This is a genomic window from uncultured Pseudoalteromonas sp. (assembly GCF_963922945.1).
Taxonomy (GTDB): domain Bacteria; phylum Pseudomonadota; class Gammaproteobacteria; order Enterobacterales; family Alteromonadaceae; genus Pseudoalteromonas.
This window is the reverse complement of the sequence record NZ_CAWUKC010000006.1, coordinates 70,700-91,425: the sequence shown is the minus strand read 5'-3', so window position 1 is coordinate 91,425 and position 20,726 is coordinate 70,700. Positions and strand designations below refer to the sequence as shown.

The window sequence follows — 20,726 nt, the reverse complement described above, 5'->3', positions numbered from 1 at the left end:
CCCACTAAACTTGCTATTAAACTTTAACAGTTTTGCGATTAATACCGTAATCTCGTAGCTTATTTGCCACTGCAGTGTGGCTAAGCCCTAAACGCTTTGCCAGTTGTCTTGAGCTTGGGTAAGCCGGATACAATTTACGTAATAAAGTTGCTTCAAAACGTTTGACAGCTTGATCTAATGACCCCTCAAAATCAGATTCTAAATAACCCAAATCGTGTGTGAAGGTAGGCAATTGCAAGTGCTCTACGCGTAGTTCGCTATCATCAAGTAACGACACCGCTCGATAAATTGCATTCTCTAGCTGGCGTACATTACCTGGCCACGGGTACTCTTGTAAAAAACGCAGGCACTCTTGTGATAAAAGCGGAATTGCATGACCGTTTTGCTGTGCGTACTTTTGAATAAAGTGCTCAGCTAGTGGGCCTACATCAGCCTTACGATCTCTCAGCGGTGCTATTTCAAGCGTTAATACATTAATTCGATAGTATAAGTCTTCTCTAAATACACCCTCTTGCACCATGGCCGGTAAATCTTTTTGTGTGGCTGCAATAATACGCACATTAACTTTTACTTCGTTCTCGTCGCCCACTTTTCTAAATGTACCGTCTTGTAAAAAGCGCAGCAGCTTTGTTTGTAGCTGTGTAGACATTTCGCCTACTTCATCTAAAAACACAGTACCACCATCTGCTTGTTCTAACACCCCGCGTTTAGGTGCGGTATTTTCTTCATAGCCGGCGTAGCCAAATAATTCAGATTCAGCCACATCATCGGGCAAAGATGCACACGAAAGAGCAATAAATGGTTTAACTGAACGATTAGAGGCATAGTGACAAGCACGAGCAAGAAGTTCTTTACCCGTACCAGTTTCTCCGGTTATTAAGATAGGCGCTTCTAGCTGTGACATTTTTCGTGCTTCACGCACAACACGGCGCATAGCAGTACTAAAATTGTGAATAGTTGCAAAGCTTTCTTGCCCATAACGTCTAAAGGCACTGACTTGCTGACCTAGTCGGCTTTGCGATTTAATATTTATAACCGCACCAGCTAACACATCACCTTCACCACCTTGCGGGACGGCAATCGGTAAGATATCGGCAATAAAGTCCTCACCAGCCACATCTACACGGGTTGTTTGACCAAGTACTTCTTTGCCTTCTAACCAACGCGTAAAATTAAAGCCTTTAAGTAGGTTATTAATATTGGCTCCTACCACTTCTTTTTCACTTAGTTGCAAGTCTTTACAAGCAGCGTCGTTACACAAACGAACCCATCCTTTTGCGTCAATCGAGATAACACCATCTGGTAATGCGCGCAGCAGTGTATTTAATTCGTTATGCTCTCGCTCAGAGGGTAAAAAGGCAGTGGTGCGAACATCATGCACGCCATCAATTAAACGAATAGAAGGCATAATTTTTTGAAATTGCTCAAATTCAATTTCAGGAAAGCTTACATACATACGGCAATTTACCGAATCAACCTCAATCCCTTTTAGATCAACATCATAGTTAACTAAAATATTTAGGATTTCTTGAGCAATACCTACACGGTCAGCACAGTGAATATCTAGACGCATACATCCTCGAATAAGGAAAAACTATATTTGCCGAATAATACGCTAAGTCAGTTACTCAATACAGTAAATTGTAAACAAATTTGAACAAACCAGCGTCGTTATGGTTATAAACCCACGCCTGTAAACAGCAAACTGTAACAACGCCCACTTTAAAACTAAAAACGCAGCGTATAAGCTGCGTTTTAAAAAGGGTAATGTATATATGTTATTAGTTTTGCGGGTATGGGGTCCAGTCTCCGCCATCTAATTGAATATAAGGGCGCTTATTAACATACATCATTATTGTATCAGCGTTTTCAGCTACTTTAGGTGCGCGAGGCAGCGAAGCAACTAAATCGGCAATATTGCCATTACCTGCAAAAAAGTTTGTGCTAAGTACGCCACTAATTAGTTCCGATAAGCCAAAGTAACTGGTTGATTCGCTTACAAGCGTTTGTGAATAGCTTTGTACGTTTTTACCAATAAACTTAATCGCCACCGGAACAGACACAATACTTGGGCTTGGTATCTCACGTAGCCCAGCAAATTGCACTTTATCACCTTTTAATGCCGCGCCGTGTTCAGGTACTATCATCAGCATGACATTGCGGCCACGTTTTTCTAAGTTTTTAATAAACCCATTAATGTCGTTGAATAAGTTTTTATGCCTAATTGGGTAACTTTCAAGGCTACTCATACGAGGCTGATTTGCTAATTGGTTACCATCATGCAAACTTGTCGTGTTGTAATACATAGCGCATGGCGCACAGTCCCCACCTTTTTCATTTAACCACGCATTAAGCACCGCACCATCTGAATAAATAGGTTTATCATCAAAGCCATATTGTGCAATAGGTAAGTTAGTTATATCGTAAGGTTGCTCGTCTATTTTTCCAAACCTTTTCACTAAGCCTTTAAACTCGTCGAAATGGCCGTCGTGATTCATAACTACACTGCTTTTATACCCTAATTTTTCTAAGTTTTTAAACAAGTGACACTGTTCAGGCGCATTTTCAAATAAAGCTGTTTGACTTGTTTGACCACAACTTGCTCTAAGCAGACGAATTGCAGCAGGTCCAGAATAAGAAGTCGCCGAATTAAAGTCAGAAAACACTAAATCAAAATCGCTGTATAAATCATCCAAACTTACACCGATAGTCTCTAAATCCGCTATTGCCATTGAGCACACATTTAACACAATGACATCGAATAACTCGCCATTGTATTGCTGAGGAAACTGGCTTGTTAGCAAACTTTGCTGCTGATAAAACGCCTTTAATTGCTCATCTGGTGACTTTGCTTGTTGTGTTATTACTTGTGCTTGTTCACGAGGCGCAGCTGTTGTTACGTTATTAGCTACTACTGGCTGTGTCATTAAATCATCTTCACTATGATTACTTTGCCAAGCTACAAATATTAACCCAACGACGGTTACTGTGGTAAAGCGTATCCATTGCGAGCAATACCAAAAACACACCGTAATAACAAACAATGCCAATAACATATCTACATTAATGACACGCGCCATCAGCTCTAAAAAGTAACCCAAGCTAAAATCTTGCACATTACCCGCTTGACGGGTTAAGCGGTCTATAGGCGGTAACCACGAATCTTTATAAAGTAAAGCAATGGCCATTATTGCACCTAACCAATGCTTCGCTTTAGTCAATACAGGGGATGTGTAATAAATAGCAAAAAAAGCGGCTAGCGCAGCATTTGACAGTAAATCAAAATCAATTGCACCATAATAAAAAAGTGCAAACTTAACTAAAAAATAGAGGTTCCATACCCCTAAGCCTGATAATTTCACTATTTACCCTTCTTTATTCTATTTGGTTTGTAAGGTTCGAGTACTTCATGTTTAAACGTAAGCTGAGCATAATATTCTTTTATTTTTTTCAATATCAACGACCCCAACATACATAAAAATACGCCAACTAGCATTGCTAAAATTGCTGTAATTAATAATTGATTAATACTCATACGTTACTCTTGATAGCCATTTTGAACGGCACTGCATCTGCGCGCTCGTTTTTAGTAAACTCGGGTGTTTCTAAATCAGCTGCAACACTTGCATCTATTTTTTGCGAAAATTTATAGCTGTCATTCTCTGCTAATTGAGCTGAATAATCTGTTATATCCTGACCTGCATAATTACGCCTAAGCTGCTTACATTCTTGCTGAATATAAAAATGATCGGAAATAATATTTTGCTGCGCAAAAAAATCGTTTGTCTCTAACTTAAACAAATGTTTTATCGCGTTATTAACATCGTTTTCTCTACACGCGTGTAAATACAAATACACCGTATTTTCCACCAAGCTAAATACATCGCCTTCGCGCTTTATATGAAATAAGTGTAAAGGATGTATAGGGTCAATCCGGGGTAAAAGCTCAAGTTTTACCAACACCCCACTCACCCCTAAATTTACAGCAGAGTCACTGTGTACTTCTACCTGTTTGGTAAATTCTATAAACGGCAAATAGCCTTTAGAAAAAGTATTTTCGGTAAATTGCAGTACGTGCTCAACAGACGGTGGTAGCGGCCTTGAAAATTGAAACCCTTGAATTGACTGAACTTGCGACAGTAACCTAGAAGGCTCTGAAAAACTATACAAAATAAGATTAACGCCTAAGGTCAAAAATAAGCATTCATCTTGATGACGGATCACGCCATCAACATTCTGAATAACCAATTTAAGCCAACGACCACAGTTTTTTCTCAGCTCAAAACAATGCTTAGCAAGCTGAGCTAAATCTGTGTAACGAGAAACTGCAAATACCAGTGTCGCCGCCTCCAACTTAGGCCCTTTTGAGAAAAGCGCGTGATTATCTTCTATTATTTTATATTTGCTAGGAAGCTTAGTTCCTTCAGGAATAGCCCCTTTTACAATCCATACATCGTTTTCATCGGCAAATACACCTGATGCAGCCGTGTGCTTTTCAGTTATGTTCTCTAGTACAACTTTAAAGCAGTCGTTTTCAATGGTTAACGGGTACTGTACATTGGCGATAACCCCTGTGCTGTGATGCCAGTAATCGTACTCTAATACACGCATCGCCGAATCACTCTCTACATACACTACCCCGTCAAAAACCGAGTTTAACTGTCTAAATAAAAAACGATAATTTGTCACCTCAGGACCTGAAGTTAAAAATAAAACAGTCGCCCCTGATTGAATACTAAAATTTTTATAGGCCTTAATACTTTGGGTTAGCTGCTTTTGATCCAAACAGTCCAAATCAGCCGTACTAAAGTGAACAATGACTAAAGCATTATTTAGCTGTTTGTAAGCATTTAGCTCTTTTAGAGTGTTGTTAATTATTTGTTGCTTTGGCCATTCAAGCGTATCTGAAGAGAAGCTAAATGGGTGGACTTTATGTCGATCAAATACGTGGTTTATAGCATCAGTGTATGGACCATCAAAAAATGTTTCTATGTGGGCAGAAACAATATATATATCAGACGCTGAGGTCTTATTAATTGCATGTAATGCCAGTTCTGTTACAAAACTGTCCAAAGGAGCCAAAATAGCAAACATAGATGCTGGTTTTAACTCTGCAGCAGAGGACTGCAGGCCTAATATGTTAAAGTTTTGCAATGAGCCAAGCCTATAAAAGATACTTTTTTACTAGTTTTAGTTGTTATTCTATATATAATAGACAATTATTGTCCACTTTTAATAAAAAGAATAAATTCAAACATAATGACAACAATAGTTAACTTAACAAAAAAAAACTCTGAAACCTTAACATCAAATGATATTGATAATCTTGCAAAACGTTTTGGTGGAAAAAGCGGTGATTACGTTGAAATTGTTAACAGACAAAAAAATAAACAAACAATAAAAAAGTACGCATTACTGAGCGAGATACACCGAACAGTAAATGGGTAAGTTGCAGTTGAATTAACAGGTAAACAATCCCTTGCAAAGAATTTTCCTAAAAGGCATTAAAGGCGGTACTGGCGCTACTTCTATGGTGGCGAATTTAGCCTGCATATTAAAAAAGTCAGGCCCTGACGTTATTGCTATAGACCTAGATGCTAAAAGCGACTTAGGCTTGCACTTTGGGCTACCTTGGCAATACAACCAAGGTTGGAGTAATGAGGCTCGCTTTGAAGATGCCTTAGTGCACTTTCATCAAGACAGTGATGGTATTGTATTTTTACCTTTTGGTGATACAAATGTAAGTAATACAGCATTGTTCGAGACTGTTAATAATTGCAATAAACTAAATTATAACGACGACGCTTGGCTCCTTTTCGACTGCCCTGCGCATATCGATATCACTGAATATCCGCTGAGCAAAAATGACATAGTGATTGAAGTTGTAAATTGTGACGCCATTTGCCACAGCTTAATTTATAAAAAGCTACAAGTATTAAAGCACACTGATAATCAATGGAAACATTTCTTTTTAGTCAACCGTTATAACTCTGCGTCAACGCTTGAGTTTGATCTTTTTTCTTTGTGGCAATCTACTTTGCCACTGATGGCTCCTTTTTTTATTAACAGTGACGAAGTAATTAAAGAGTCCACAGCCTTTAGAAATGTAGCGCTTAACTGTGCACCCTACAGTGTTGCCAACGATGATTTTGAAACACTCGCCGGCTGGCTTGTTAGTAAAGCGGCCCTGTAATCATGAGCTTTTCTTTATTTTATAAGCGCCCAATACACAGTACTTTGTATTTACTGTTAAGTATTTTTTTTACTGAAAAACTTGTCCGTTATATTTTATTTAAGTTTCATAGCTATTTTAACCAGCACAAAGTGAACGTAATTGAGGCCTTTTTAATGCCTTTTATTACGCTAATTAGTTCACTGTTTATCAATATAAAAGATCACAAAATAAACTTTGAACTTATTTTATATGATTACTATCCGCACCTTCGCTTACCCTACCGTACCTTTATTTACTCAAATCTTGTGCGGTTTATCATCCAAAGTGTTTATTTATTATTTTTTAAATATAAACCTAAAAATAGCTCTGTTAGGAAGCGGTTATCAAATCAGTTTTATAATGGAGTAAGTTACTCACTTAAACAATTGCGCTGGTTTGATTTAAAGCTAGGGCGAATGCTAAAACGGTTGTTGTCAAAAAATGCCAAGGGCCCCAAAAAAAGTGCCTTTAAAACTATGGCTGACGCTAAAGTATGGCAAAACAAGCTAGTCAAATATGTGGTTGTAGCCTTTATATTATTTTTACTGGCTATTTTTATAACCATACCATTTAGCCTCGAAGCGCAAGCCGTGTTTATTAGCTTTATTTTAATAGTTGCGTACGGGTTAAAGCGGGTAAAAGGGCAAATGGCTACAATAGTAATGATCACCCTATCGGTGACTACTTCATCACGCTATTTGTGGTGGCGCTACACAGAAACCCTCAATTGGGATGACCCTGTTGCACTCACATTAGGTGCAGGCTTGCTGCTGGCAGAAACCTATGCATGGCTAGTGCTCATTTTAGGCTTTTTTCAAACTATCAATCCGCTAGAACGAAAACCTATCCCCTTACCTAAAGATACTGATTTATGGCCCACTGTAGATGTATACATACCCACCTACAATGAACCATTGAGCGTTGTGCAACCAACCACACTTGCTGCAATGAGCATTGATTGGCCTGCAGATAAGCTCAACGTATACATCCTGGATGACGGCAAACGCCCTGAATTTAAAGAGTTTGCCCAAAAAGTAGGGGTGGGTTATTTAACACGTCCTGATAACAACCACGCTAAAGCCGGTAATATGAACAGCGCCATGCGTTACACCAACGGCGACTATATCGCTATTTTTGACTGCGACCACGTACCTGCCCGCTCATTTTTACAAATGACCATGGGGCAATTTTTAAAAGATAGCAAAGTATGTTTAGTGCAAACGCCGCATCACTTTTTTTCTGCTGATCCGTTTGAGCGTAATTTAAACAACCACAGCCAAATACCTAATGAAAACATGCTTTTTTATGGGTTAATTCAAGATGGTAATGACATGTGGGATGCAACCTTCTTTTGCGGCTCATGTGCGGTATTAAAAAGGCAGGCACTTGATGATATAGGTGGATTTGCATTTGAAACGGTAACTGAAGATGCCCACACTGCGCTTCGTATGCAACGTGCTGGTTATAAAACAGCGTATATAAATATTCCGCAAGCTGCCGGCCTTGCTACAGATAGCTTGTCGGCTCATATTGGTCAGCGTATTCGCTGGGCCCGAGGGATGGCACAAATATTTAGACTCGACAACCCTATTGTAGGTAAAGGGCTCGATATACCGCAGCGCCTGTGCTATCTAAATGCCATGCTGCACTTTTTATCGGGTATTCCACGCATCGTATTTTTAACCGCACCTTTAGCGCTAATATACTTTAATGCTTACATTATTTATGCACCATTTTTAGCTATTTTTATTTACGTAGTGCCTACGTTAATTCAAATAAAAGCAACCAACTCACGCATTCAGGGTAAATATCGTTATTCTTTTTGGGGTGAAGTATATGAGTCTGTTCTTGCGTGGTACATATTAAAGCCAACAACTGTTGCACTAATAAACCCTAACAAAGGTAAGTTTAACGTAACAGAGAAAGGCGGCCTAAATGATAAAGAGCATTACGATTGGGGAATATCTAAACCGTACCTAGTCCTTCTTTTAGTAAACCTAGTGGGAATACTCATCGGTGTTTTACGCTTGGGCTTTGGCGATCCAAGTCAAGTGGGTGTTTTATTAATAAGTATGGGCTGGGCAATCTACAATATTATTATTCTAGGCGCTGCGGTAGCCGTTGCAGCAGAGGCAAGGCAAGTTAGGCAGTCGCACCGCATAAAAGCTAACTTTCCGGCGGGCGTACGCTTAGCAAATGGGCATACGTTAAAAGTTAAGATAATTGATTACTCTGATAATGGGGTGGGAATTGAAACTGAGCACGCTCACTTGTGCCGAGTAAACGATAAAATAGAGCTATTAATGAGCCGCGGCAATAAGCAATTTTCGTTTACAACCTATGTATGTAACACCCGAAAAAAACAAATAGGTTTAACGTTAAAAGACCTGACATTGGAAAAGCAAAAGGCTTTTATCCAGTGTACTTTTTCAAGAGCAGATGCGTGGCTTGATTGGCAGAATAACTTTCGTCATGACCGCCCTTCTTATAGCTTTAAAGAAGTACAAAAAACAAGTTTAAGAGGATTTAGCAATTTATTGTTTCATGCTCCTAAACCATTACAACCCTTTGTAAAATTAATGACAAAAATTGTTGTATATATAAACTCTTTCACTCCTAAAAAACCAATAGTGCATAATAATTATGATTAAAAATTTGCTTAATACATTTCTAATATTGCTTTTAACATGTAGTGCTTATAACGCATGTGCTATTGAGCCAATGCATGATAAATCTGTGTTTATAAATGGCTATCCTGAGAGCGCAAACGTGTCTAGTTTACGATTAGACTTTGCTACTTTAGGCTTTAATGGCTACAGGCTTGATGGCATAAACAACAATTCAAGAGTTGATTTTACAAACCGTATTGACAAATTAAGCACCGACTTGCAACTCAATTTCTCGTATACAAACTCACCCTCATTGATTGCAAACGTGTCGCATTTAAAAGTGTACTTTAATGAAAACTTAGTGACTGTACTGCCCATAAACGAGCAACTAAGTGTGGTTAAAAATACTGTTAAGCACAGCCTTAAACTCAATGCTAAATATGTGCAGGACTACAACCAAGTTCGTTTTGAGCTGGTTGGCTATTATGACTTACGTTGCCAAGACTACTTCAGCCGCTCTATTTGGACCGAAATTAATAAATCGAGTAATATCACTCTCAATCAAAAACAATTAGCAATTGATAGCCGTTTAGAGTACTTACCAGCACCTTTTTTTGATGCCAAAGACTACAATAAATTAAGCTTGCCATTTGTATTTGCAAAAATACCTAATACTAAAACAATTGAAGCCGCTGCGACTCTTTCAAGCTGGTTTGGTGCACAAGCCGACTGGCGCGGCGCTGATTTTCCGGTAGTGATTAATAAGTCATTAGATACGCACAGTGTGGTTTTTATTACCAACGATTCAAAGCCTGACTTTTTAAAAGACTACCCCAATGTTGAAAAACCAACGATTGAGATTATTTCAAACCCTGAACATAGATACAGCAAAATGTTGCTTATTTTGGGCCGTGATGAAGACGATTTAAAAACGGCGGTAACGGGACTGGCCTTTGGGCACAAAGTAATGACCGGCAGAACCGCCAGCATAGAGGCCATTAACCAACTACCGCTGCGTAAGGCTTACGATGCCCCACGCTGGTTACGCGCTGATAGACCTGTGCATTTTGACGAATTAATTGATTTTGATACCCAACTACAAGCACAGGGGTTAAATAATGGCCCCGTTAAATTAAACGTACGTTTTGCACCTGATTTATTTACTTGGCGCGAAAAAGGGATTCCCATTACATTGCAATACCGTAGCACCCCCGAGAGTGAGTCTTTGGACTCTCGGTTAAATATGCTAATTAATCAAAAGTTTATTAGTGGGTACTTATTAGATAATGATGAGTCTGTACTTAATACTACAAAAACGTTATTACCACTTATAGCTAATACTGATACCACACAAAACGCAGAAAACTTCTCACTCAACGGTATAAATTTAGCTACCCGTAACGAACTTAATTTTGATTTTAGATTTGGCGTGCTAAAAAAAGGTGAATGTGCAATAGCCCCCCCTGGTGGTGAGTTTGGTGTTATTGATGGTAATTCAAATATAGATGTAAGCGGATTTGACCACTATATTGCCCTGCCAGACTTGAATGTATTTGCTAACAGTGGCTTTCCGTACACTAAATACGCAGATTTACAGCAAACGCTTGTACTGATTGATCAGCAACCCTCTGCAAAAGCATTAGCTTTGCTACTTAATCTTACAGGTCATTTTGGCGCAATAACCGGCTACCCCACTCACAGAATGAGCGTTGCTCATTTAAATGAAAATATTGATTTAGATGATAAAGATATTTTGGTTATTGCAGAGTCTGGCAGCACAACACATCGACTCGATGACGATGCGCAAACAAACGTGCTCTTAACTAATAACCAGCGCCAAATAAAACAAGCTATTTATAACGGGGCATACGATGCGCAAGCCACAGATAAAATACAAGTGAGTGTAAAAAGTAGCGGCGACATGGCTGTTATTACAGCGTATCAATCTCCTTTTGACTCTGAGCGCTCTGTTGTGTCACTTAATGCCAGCACTAAAAACGCATTTGGCTTAATTAATAAAACCCTTATGGACTCACAAACATTAAGCCAATTAAAAGGCAGTGCCGCGGTTATAAACTCGCAAGGTGTTAAAACTATAAAAACCGAAGAGCAATACTTTGTTGGTCATATTCCTGTGCATACGCTGGTGTGGTTCCATTTATCTGATCACCCATTTATTTTAGCCCTGCTTTCTATATTAACGCTGTTGCTAATTTCATTTATTTTATGGCGATTACTACAAGCACTCACCCATAAACGTTTAGCTGAAGGAGATGAATAATGACCTTATTTAACCGTGCATTATTAGTAGCCGCTTTGTTAAGTTTTTCTGTATCAGCGCAAACGCAGCAGTGCGAGCCTTGGCAGGGATGGCAAACCTTTAAAAACCACTTTATTAGTGATGAAGGTCGCGTAATAGACTTAGGCTCAAAGCAAAATATTACCACCTCAGAGGGGCAATCCTATGCGCTCTTTTTTGCTCTTGTTGCTAACGATAAAGCCGCGTTTGATAGCATTTTAGATTGGACGCAAAATCACCTCTCTGAGGGTGACTTAAGTACACGGCTGCCTGCCTGGAAATGGGGAAAAACAGGCAGTGATACCTATGGCATTTTGGATTCAAACCCAGCATCAGATTCAGATTTGTGGATAGCGTATAGTTTATCGCAGGCAGCCATTTTATGGGACGAACGTCGCTATAGTATTTTAGCTGCGGTATTAGCACAGCGAATTATGCGCGAAGAAACCGCCTACATTAATGGGTTAGGGCTTACTCTATTACCCGCCCCTGCTGGTTTTGAGTATGACAATGATACATTCAAGCTTAACCCAAGCTACTCACCGTTATTTATTTATCAGCAATTTAGTAAGTTATACCCACATTCACCATGGCAGCAACTACATGAAGGCTCTGCAAAACTTATTTTAGATACTGCTAAACAAGGGGTTAGCCCAGATTGGGTAATGTATAGCCCAGCAAAAGGGTTTTATTACGATAAAAAAACAACCGATTTAGGCAGCTTTAATGCCATAAGAGTCTACCTTTGGGCCAGTATGATGGCAAATGATGCCCCATACAAAGCACAGTTAAGCGAACAGTTTTCTCCTTTTGTGCAAGCGATAAACAGCCGTGGTTATGTCCCTCTTAATACCTATGCACGCTCTGGCAAAGCCCAAAAGCGTGGCCCATTGGGTTTCAATGCTGCCCTGCTGCCCATGTTAAAAGAAAAAGGTGACGATTCATTGGTTATGGCCATTCAACAAAAGTTGATGGTTGACAAGTCATTTACACAAACTCGCTATTACGACAGTGTATTAAACTTGTTTGGTAGTAGCGCGCTTAATAAGCGCTTTTCAATCACAGCAGACGGGACGCTCAAGCCAAGGTGGAGCACTGAATGTCGTTAAAATGGGCTGTTATTTGTACGTTAGCAGTCAGCGCAAGTGTGCATGCTAAAACAAGTAATGACATTGATACACGCTCTGTTGAGTGGCTTTTAAGCCAAATCAATATTGGTGAAGTACAAGAAAATAAAGACTTAGTTGCCGATAGCTTGCAAAAGTTATTGGCAATTGCACCTAATCGAATAGAAAGCCAGTGTGCGCTTGCTCGCTATGAGTTTGCTAATGGTAAAACGGTGCAAGCAAATCAAATTTTAAGAAAAATAGATAATAGCAACACACGTATTCACCCTTGTGTTAAGCAACTAAGGTTAATAGCACGGCTAGAAAACGAAGATAAAGCAGACATTCAACAAGCTAAATTACTTGCACGGGCGGGTCGTTTTGAACAAGCACGATTAATTTACAACCGCCTTTTTAAAAACACCTACCCAAGTTTAGCGTTTGAGCTTGAACATTTAAGTTGGTATGCACAAGAGCAAAGCCAATGGCAAAATGTAAAAAAAGGCTACGAAAGGCTGCTACGCACTTACCAAAACATCGGTGCGGTTGATATTGCATACGCGCGGCACTTACTCAGAAACAACCCCACTGATAACACTGCATTATCTATTTTGAGTAAATATGGCTCTACTTCTCGCTACAGTAATGAAGTAGAAGCAATATGGTTAGGTGCATTAACTAATATGCAATTAAATAGCGCTACAGATAAGCAATTCCAGCGTTATTTAAGCGTTTACCCCTTTAGTAGTAAGGGCGAATTACAGTATCAAGATTTTAAAAGCGATTTAAAAGCACGACAAAAATTATTAGCTAATCCGTACTACCAACTGTGGATTAAAGGTGATGCGTTACTTGAAAAAAACAAGCTCATTGCTGCAGAGCCGCTTTTACTAAAGGCACTCAAAGGACGCCCGAAGGATGGCGAGATTATGCGTAGCCTAGGCATTTTATACTTGCGAATGGGTGATAATCAAAAGTCCTATAATTACTTTAAACGTGCGCAAAACAACACTGCTGATTTTGCTGAACGTGAAACATTAAAAGAGTTAGCCGAAACAGCTAAATTTTGGCTTTATATTCGTCAAGCAAAAGACGCTATAAACTCACGCCAATTTAAAACGGCACAATTAAAACTAGACTTAGCTGATACCTTAGAGCAAGACCCCACTACTATTTTATATAACCGTGGCTTATTACAATTTGCACAAGGTAACTACTCTCAGGCAGCCGCCATATACCAAACGGTGCTTAAAAATGAGCCTTTAAACAACGGCGCCTTAACAGGGTTATTAGAAATTGCTGAATTAGACAACAATGAACAATCGTTAATCAGGTTTTATAATGCGCTATCTAGCGGCCAAAAAGCACAACTTCAAACAGCATATTCAGCAACATTAAGTAGTCAACTTCGCGAAAAAGCGCGTCAATATAACGATGCAGGCGATACAGAGCTTGCTGAGCAAACCTTAAAAGAGGCTATTGAACTGGCGCCTGAGCAGCCTTGGCTTTACTACGACTTAGCGTTTATTTATCTGCAAAACGGATTAACTCAAAAAGCAAAAACGTTATTTAATAATGTGCTTTGGCAGTTTCCTCTTAATCCACAACTACGTTATAGCCATGCTTTATTTTTACGATCAATAGATGATTATCAGGGCGCTTTAAACACACTAGAGTATGTACCTGTTAGTGCGCGAGATGACGACATAATTACACTCGAGCAACAGCTTAGGCTCAATGAGTCTTTGCGACAAAGCGAGCGCCACATAAATGCCAAAAATAGAACCACGGCTATTTTTCACTTAAGTAATTTAGAGGCGCAAAATTTAACACCCGTAATGAAAGCCGAGCTCTCGCGCAGCTGGTATCAAATAGATGAGAAAAAGCACGCCCTAAAACTGCTCAATAGTGCATTAGCTTCAGAACCATCACTATCGCCTTATTGGCATATGTTGTATGGAGAGTGGCTACTCGAGCAAAATGAGCGATCAATTATCGAGCAATGGTTTACCAATTACAGCTTGCCTAGTAATGCCAGTTCGGGCGAAATAGAGCAGTACGTCAATTTATATACTACGTATATTAATCAGTATTATGAAGGCGGCGAGCTATTAGCAAAACTTAACCAACTTGATCAAAAGTACCCTAGTACCCCCACAACGACCACTGCATTAATAAATGCTAATCTTGCCCTTGAGCAGCGTGAGTCGGCAATTATTGTTTATCAACAAAAATTTAAAAACAATCAGACAATTGACCCTCAAGCTATGTTAGCAATAGCAAAAGCACACAGAGAATTAGGTAACGACTTTCAAGCAAAAGAAGTGACTGAGCGCGCAATAGCGCAAACTAATGATCAACAAGGCTATTTGCAACGCCAAATTATGACCTCGCTAAATGACTTTAATTACGCAGGTGACGCGTTAGCTTTAGCCAACCAATTAATAGCTAAATCACCCAACGATAAAGAGCTGAGTTATTTAGCCGCACAGGTTGCCCAAAATTTTGATGATCAAGAGCGAGCTCAGCAATGGTATTTAAAAACGCTATCGAGCGAGCAAAGCCTAAACGATGAGTCGTTTTACAAACAAATTGCTCGTATAGATGAAAATGATGCGTGGTATATAAATGGTGCTAAACGCGAACTTATCAATGAGCAAAATAAAAACCAAGCATACATTGCCATTGGGGTTAACTTTAGTGGCCAAACGAGCACTGAAAGCGAAGCGACGCTTGGCGCTGGTGTAGTCCCTATTGAGGCTTACTTTCCACTTTGGCAAGGACAAGGGTTTATTAAAATAGACCCAACTAGCATCAGTGCACAAACAACACGCTTTGATGAGCAATTTGCCGGTAGCCGTTACGGCCAGGGTGCACTGTGTATATTTACCTGCGGTATTGATGAAGTCAGCCCCGAGCAAGACGGGGTCGATATAGGTATTGGCTGGCAAAATGAAAATTGGCGTGTTGATGTAGGGACTACCCCACTTGGCTTTTTAATAGAAGACATAGTATGGGGTGTGAATTACGCAAACAGCATCGGCGACTTTGGTTATAGCCTAGAGCTAGAAAAGCGCCCTGTAACAAGCTCTGTGCTCTCTTATGCTGGGCTTGAAGATGTGAATACCGGTGAAGTTTGGGGCGGCGTGCGCTCAACAGGTCTTACTGCTAACGTTTCCCATGACTTAGGTGGCGACTGGGGGTTTTGGTCAAGCGCTGATTTGACCTTATACAAAGGTCAAAATGTTAAAGATAACCAACGCTATAGAGTTATGGGTGGAACATATTACCGAGTAATTAGTAACCAAAATCGTGAGTTTACAGTAGGTGCAAGCCTATTGCATTGGGCATACCAATATAATCTAAGTGAAGAAACATGGGGCCACGGTGGATACTATAGCCCACAAAATTACATCGGATTGTCAGTGCCTTTGAGCTATGATGCGAGATGGGGTGATGATTTTGTGTATCGCTTAAAAGCAGGTATATCGTATTCACAAACAAAAACCCAAGCGATTGACTTTTATCCAAACGACACTGACCTACAACTACAAGCTTACGATAGAGAGCTTATCACTGGCGTAGATCCAGTTTTTGCAGCTGATGATAGCGCGGGTGTTTCGTACAACCTAGAGGGAAGTTTTGAGTATCGTATAACGCCACATTGGTTCTTTGGTGGCTACTTAGCCATAGACCGTGCTGACTTTTACGAGCCAAATTTCGGCCAACTTTATATACGTTACTATTTTAACCCTGTTTACGGTACATTAGCGTTTCCGGGTACGCCGATTATTCCTTATGCAGACTTTTAACGCAGTGCAAGGTGATACATCGCGAATGCTTCCCCTCGCACTAAGGTATATGTATACTTGTGCGCAATTGTAACTAGGATAAGGGTGTGCCTCTTACCTTGTGGTGTTACTGCCATTTAGCAAATCATTATCTTAGCTACAAATAATAGACAGATGGTCGAGCGTTTAGTGCCTCAGGCACAAAACAGCTAAAGCAAAAAACTATAAGGCCATTACAACAATTCTTAAAGTTAGGAAGTAAATATGAGTTCAGCTCCAGATAGTGGTTGGTTTGGCCACCCTAAAGGACTTTCGACATTGTTTTTCACTGAAATGTGGGAACGAATGAGTTACTACGGCATGCGAGCGATGCTCGTATTGTTTATGACGGCAAGCTTACAGCAAGAAGGCTTAGGCTTCACTGTTGCATCAGCGGCTGCAATTTACGGTTTATACACGGGCGCAGTTTATTTCTTAGGCTTACCTGGTGGGTGGCTAGCAGATAGATTATTCGGCGGCCAAAAAGCCGTGTGGTACGGCGGTATCATTATTATGTGTGGCCATATTATCTTGGCTGTACCTCATGAGTATTCATTCTTTATTGGTTTAATTTTTGTAGCGACGGGTACTGGTTTACTAAAACCAAATATCAGCGCGATGGTAGGCCAATTATACAGCGATGCTGATGAGCGCCGTGATGGCGGTTACGCTATATACTACATGGGTATTAACTTAGGTTCTTTAATTGGTTACTACGTATGTGGTTACTTTATGGAAAATGTAGGCTGGCACTGGGCATTTGGTGCTGCAGCGGTAGGTATGGCAATTGGCTTAGTCCAATATAAACTTACTCTCAATAATCTACCTGATCACAGTGCGTTACCTGCTAACCCATTAAGTGCTAAAGGTGCATCGCGTACTTGGGGTGCCATTGCATTGTTTGTTGCAGTTATTGCTGGTGTTACTATCGCGGCTATGACGGGTACCATTATTATCAACCCATCGGTTGTAGCTGGCTACACAGCCGTTGTGTTTACAATTATTTTCTTTGTCTATTTTGGCCTTATTTACTTTAAAGGTAAGTTAACTGGTGAAGAAAAACAAAGAATGTGGGCACTCTTTTTAGTGTGTGTTGCTTCGGCATGTTTTTGGTCTGGTTTTGAGCAAGCGGGTTCTTCACTTAACTTATTTGCTCGTGATTACACAGACCGTCTTATTGGTACTTTTGAAATTCCAACTACGTGGTTTCAATCTTTAAACTCAATTTTCATTATTGTTTTATCACCGTTTTTTGCTGCGCTTTGGATAAACCTTTCAAAGAGAATGATTTCGCCTACTTACAGCGTTAAATGTGCCCTGGGCTTAATTATTATGGCGACTGGCTTTTTAGTTATGTTTATGGCCGCTCATTACGCAGCCGAAGGTTTAAAAGTAGCACCATACTGGCTTGTTACTACTTACTTTTTACACACCGTTGGTGAGTTATGCTTAAGCCCTGTTGCATTAAGCGCAGTAAGTAAATTATCACCTCGTCGCTATACTGGTCAGTTAATGGGTGTATTTGTTTTAACTTACTCTATTGGTAATGTTATTTCAGGTATCCTTGCTGGTAACTTTGATCCAAATAACGTTCAAGAAATCCCTAACTTATACTTACAAATTGCCTTGTTTAGCATTGGCGTAGGTATTGTTTTAGTGCTGATGAGCTTTAAAGCTAAAATATGGGAAAAACAAGGCTTAGAAGAAGCCTAATTGTGCTCGTTTAAATACACGCATTCTTATTAATATTTCCCCCATACCCTAATGGGGGAAATTTTATCAAATTCCTAGGTCGCCACGCTGTAAACTGCTATTATCTGCTGACTAATTTTTAACTAGTCTCAGGGACGTAGTACATGCACTTGTTAACTTTATCTCGCCCACTGTTTTTAATCTTAAGTATTCTACTTTTATCTGCCTGTGGTGGTTCAGATGATCAAGTGACAATTAATCCTAACGATCCCGTTGAGCCAGAGCCGAGCGAATTAACAGTTTCTGCCAGTACGGGTTTAGAAGCAACTTTAGAAGAAGGGAACTTTCAGTTAGCCATTCCTGCTAATGCTATTTCGCAAAACACAGCACTTACGCACGAATCTCAGCTTTTAGATGAAAGTAGCGCAGCACTGAATATTATCTCCGACATACACACGCTCACACCCAGTACGCTTTCATTTTCAACCCCTATAACCCTTACTATAAAAATACCAGATGATTACCAGTTAGGCGGTCAGCTTTATATTGCCAAGCAATCAGGCGACAGCTGGGTAATTATTGATAACTCTGTTGTTGAGGATGGGTTTGTAAGCGCACAGGTATCTACCTTAGGTACTTTCGCTATTATGATGCAGCGTAATGAAGCCTTTGCAACTATCGGTCCGCAATGTGATGCAGCAGCTACAGAGCAGTCCGTCAGATTTATACATGTTGCTGACTTGCACGCCCGATTTGGTTATGAGGAGCAGTACTTTAGCCGTATAAAGGCCTACTACAATCAAGCACTTACACAAACGCCACACACGCTATTTACCAATGGCGGGGATGATTATGAAAAAGGCACAGTAGCTGAACAGCTGTCTCAAGGTAGTGCCACAGAAGAGGCTATAAAAGCCATGCAATTTGATTTGCGTGTTGTAGGAAACCACGACTATGCATGGGGCCCTGAAAAATTATTAAGCTACTCACAAGATGATAACGCCATTGTACTTGCCAGTAACACGCGCTATGAGGGTCAACAATTGCAAGATTTTGCCGCTGTAGGGTTTGCTAAAGTACAGGTAGGTTGTATCACTTTGGGTGTATTTGGCATGACATCTGTACCGTGGAACGAGTTAGATGAACCAATAAATGACGAACCTATTCCTGATTTTATCAAACAATTTAAAATGAGCTGGCAATGGCAACAAATTGCGCAAAGTATAGTAAACCAATATCAAGACGAGGTTGACTATATGCTAATGCTAAGTCATTTAGGTGAAGGGTTAGACATTGATATGGCAACCGATGTAAACGGTATTGATTTAGTACTAGGCGGGCATACTCATGGTGGAGAAAGTTATAACACGCTAGAGAACGGCGCAGTGGTTATTCAACCTGACTTTTATGCCAAAGGGATCACTGATGTTACCCTTACCTTTAATTTGCAAGACAAAACATCGCCAACGATAGATTACAGCACCATTGAAACTGACAACATTAGTGAACGAGACGAACAAACCAAACTTGCGATTGATGAAATTATGGGACGTTATGCTCCCGATGCAAATACCGAAATTGCTATTTCAGAGAACTACCCAAGTAGTGTAGAGCTTGCTGAGATAACCGCGTTAGCTGCAGCCCATTCAAGCGATATAACAGCTGCTTTACTCAACCCTGAATTAGTGCAAACCCGCTGGACGCCTGGGACATTAACCCAAGAAGACTTTCATAAAGCCTACTATGTTGAGCGCCAGCCCTCTAACACTCCCGGCTTTAATTCGTTATATAGCGTAACAGTGACTGGCAGTGATTTAACCAGCATGTTTGCCAGTCAGCCAGATTGGTTTTTACTAAAACCAGATGACATACAAGCAGCTAGCACCTATCAGGTTGCCCTATTTAAGGGCGCAGCACTTAATCCTGAGTTATTTTTTAATGGGGTAACATTTTCTAATGTAGAGGCCATTGGCGAAGCTTGGTGGTTGCTTGATCAATACGCACGCTTTAGAACGAGCCAGTGCCTATACCTAGATACTGATAATCAACTGTTTTCATGTAATGGACAAGATAACATCACCGTGTGGAATTTTGACAATGCAGATAGCCCTTTAACTCCAGACTATGGCCCTTCTGTATTGAGCTATTTTGATCCAGAACAAACCAACTGGGGCCCCGATGAAACACTATATAGTACAACACAGTCACTCGGTATTGCAGATTTTTCTGATGGCAGCTCTGGAGTAATGGCATTTTCACGTCATGCGCCTACTGAAGGATTATCTATTACATTAAATACACCTGCCAATGGTGATTATGCAAGTGAAGGCATGGTCTCTGACTACACATTAGTGATGGACTTATATTGGCCCGCCGAAGGCAAAGATATTTATCGCGCTATCATGCAAGCAAACACACAAGATTACCTTACTGATGATGCCGACATTTTCATCGATCCATCAGGTGGATACGGTAAATCAACTAGTGACAGTGGCTATTTTGGACAAACAGAACCCGAAAGCTGGCACAGAGTCGCGCTTGTATTTTATACCGCCCCCAGTAATGGAGTTTTTGAAGTGTACATTGACGGCGAGCTTGCTGGTGTTAAAGAGGACGGTGAAATAAATAACACCTGGGCATTAACGTCATCTGTTTTACTCTTTACAGATAACAACTTTGAAACAGTTCCCGGTTATCTAAACGCCCTTTTGTATGCTGGCCGTGCGTTAAGCAGAGACGAAATAAAGAGCATGGGTAGCGCGCAATCAAAGCTTACATTTGAGCCTGCCACCCGTGAACTAAATCAAACTATTGAACGACATTATCAAGCCGCTCCACCAATAAAAACCAATGCATGGATAAAACAACGCAACCTATTTTTTAACAAGAGCACACAAAGTGTAAACAATTAAATACAAAAATATTTTGTAGCACATTATTAAAAAGAGGCTTAAATTATTTAAAGCCTCTTTTTTA

Annotated in this window: 11 protein-coding genes; 8 read left to right on the top strand and 3 right to left on the bottom strand. The window is 40.1% G+C overall.

All coding sequences use genetic code 11. The features are described 5' to 3' along the window. Window positions 1-16: 16 nt before the first annotated feature. The 3 genes from tyrR to bcsE all read right to left on the bottom strand — a co-directional run bounded on the left by tyrR (window position 17) and on the right by bcsE (window position 5,154). On the bottom strand, window positions 17-1,573 hold the full coding sequence (tyrR, locus tag AABI99_RS02680) for a transcriptional regulator TyrR (protein WP_004588344.1): 1,557 nt from the start codon (window positions 1,571-1,573) through the stop codon (window positions 17-19). A 208-nt stretch (window positions 1,574-1,781) separates the two neighbouring features. Continuing rightward, window positions 1,782-3,362, bottom strand: a complete 1,581-nt coding sequence (bcsG, locus tag AABI99_RS02675; RefSeq protein WP_338363130.1) for a cellulose biosynthesis protein BcsG — start codon at window positions 3,360-3,362, stop codon at window positions 1,782-1,784. A 169-nt stretch (window positions 3,363-3,531) separates the two neighbouring features. Continuing rightward, window positions 3,532-5,154, bottom strand: coding sequence for a cellulose biosynthesis protein BcsE (bcsE, locus tag AABI99_RS02670; RefSeq protein ID WP_338363129.1), 1,623 nt, complete (start codon window positions 5,152-5,154; stop codon window positions 3,532-3,534). A gap of 114 nt (window positions 5,155-5,268) precedes the next feature. Here bcsE and bcsR point away from each other — a divergent pair, with 114 nt between their 5' ends. The 8 genes from bcsR (at window position 5,269) to AABI99_RS02630 (ending at window position 20,662) form a co-directional block, all read left to right on the top strand. Continuing rightward, window positions 5,269-5,448, top strand: coding sequence for a BcsR/BcsP family cellulose biosynthesis protein (gene bcsR, locus AABI99_RS02665; protein ID WP_338363132.1), 180 nt, complete (start codon window positions 5,269-5,271; stop codon window positions 5,446-5,448). Window positions 5,449-5,479: 31 nt separating this feature from the next. Next, window positions 5,480-6,193: a cellulose biosynthesis protein BcsQ gene (gene bcsQ / locus AABI99_RS02660; RefSeq protein ID WP_338363128.1), complete on the top strand. Its 714-nt coding sequence runs from the start codon at window positions 5,480-5,482 to the stop codon at window positions 6,191-6,193. 2 nt (window positions 6,194-6,195) lie between these two features. Continuing rightward, window positions 6,196-8,865, top strand: coding sequence for a UDP-forming cellulose synthase catalytic subunit (bcsA, locus tag AABI99_RS02655; RefSeq protein WP_338363127.1), 2,670 nt, complete (start codon window positions 6,196-6,198; stop codon window positions 8,863-8,865). Further along, a complete protein-coding gene (bcsB, locus tag AABI99_RS02650; RefSeq protein WP_338363126.1) occupies window positions 8,858-11,104 on the top strand; it encodes a cellulose biosynthesis cyclic di-GMP-binding regulatory protein BcsB in 2,247 nt (748 codons plus the stop codon). The genes bcsA and bcsB overlap by 8 nt, the downstream gene beginning before the upstream one ends. Then, window positions 11,104-12,231: a cellulose synthase complex periplasmic endoglucanase BcsZ gene (bcsZ, locus tag AABI99_RS02645; protein ID WP_338363125.1), complete on the top strand. Its 1,128-nt coding sequence runs from the start codon at window positions 11,104-11,106 to the stop codon at window positions 12,229-12,231. Before bcsB ends, bcsZ begins: the two co-directional genes overlap by 1 nt. Continuing rightward, complete coding sequence (locus AABI99_RS02640; RefSeq protein ID WP_338363124.1) at window positions 12,222-16,040, top strand: cellulose synthase subunit BcsC-related outer membrane protein; 3,819 nt, start codon at window positions 12,222-12,224, stop codon at window positions 16,038-16,040. The genes bcsZ and AABI99_RS02640 overlap by 10 nt, the downstream gene beginning before the upstream one ends. Before the next feature lie 243 nt (window positions 16,041-16,283). Then, window positions 16,284-17,771, top strand: a complete 1,488-nt coding sequence (locus AABI99_RS02635) for a peptide MFS transporter (RefSeq protein WP_338363123.1) — start codon at window positions 16,284-16,286, stop codon at window positions 17,769-17,771. A gap of 143 nt (window positions 17,772-17,914) precedes the next feature. Next, window positions 17,915-20,662, top strand: a complete 2,748-nt coding sequence (locus AABI99_RS02630; RefSeq protein WP_338363122.1) for a metallophosphoesterase — start codon at window positions 17,915-17,917, stop codon at window positions 20,660-20,662. The last annotated feature ends 64 nt before the right edge of the window (window positions 20,663-20,726 follow it).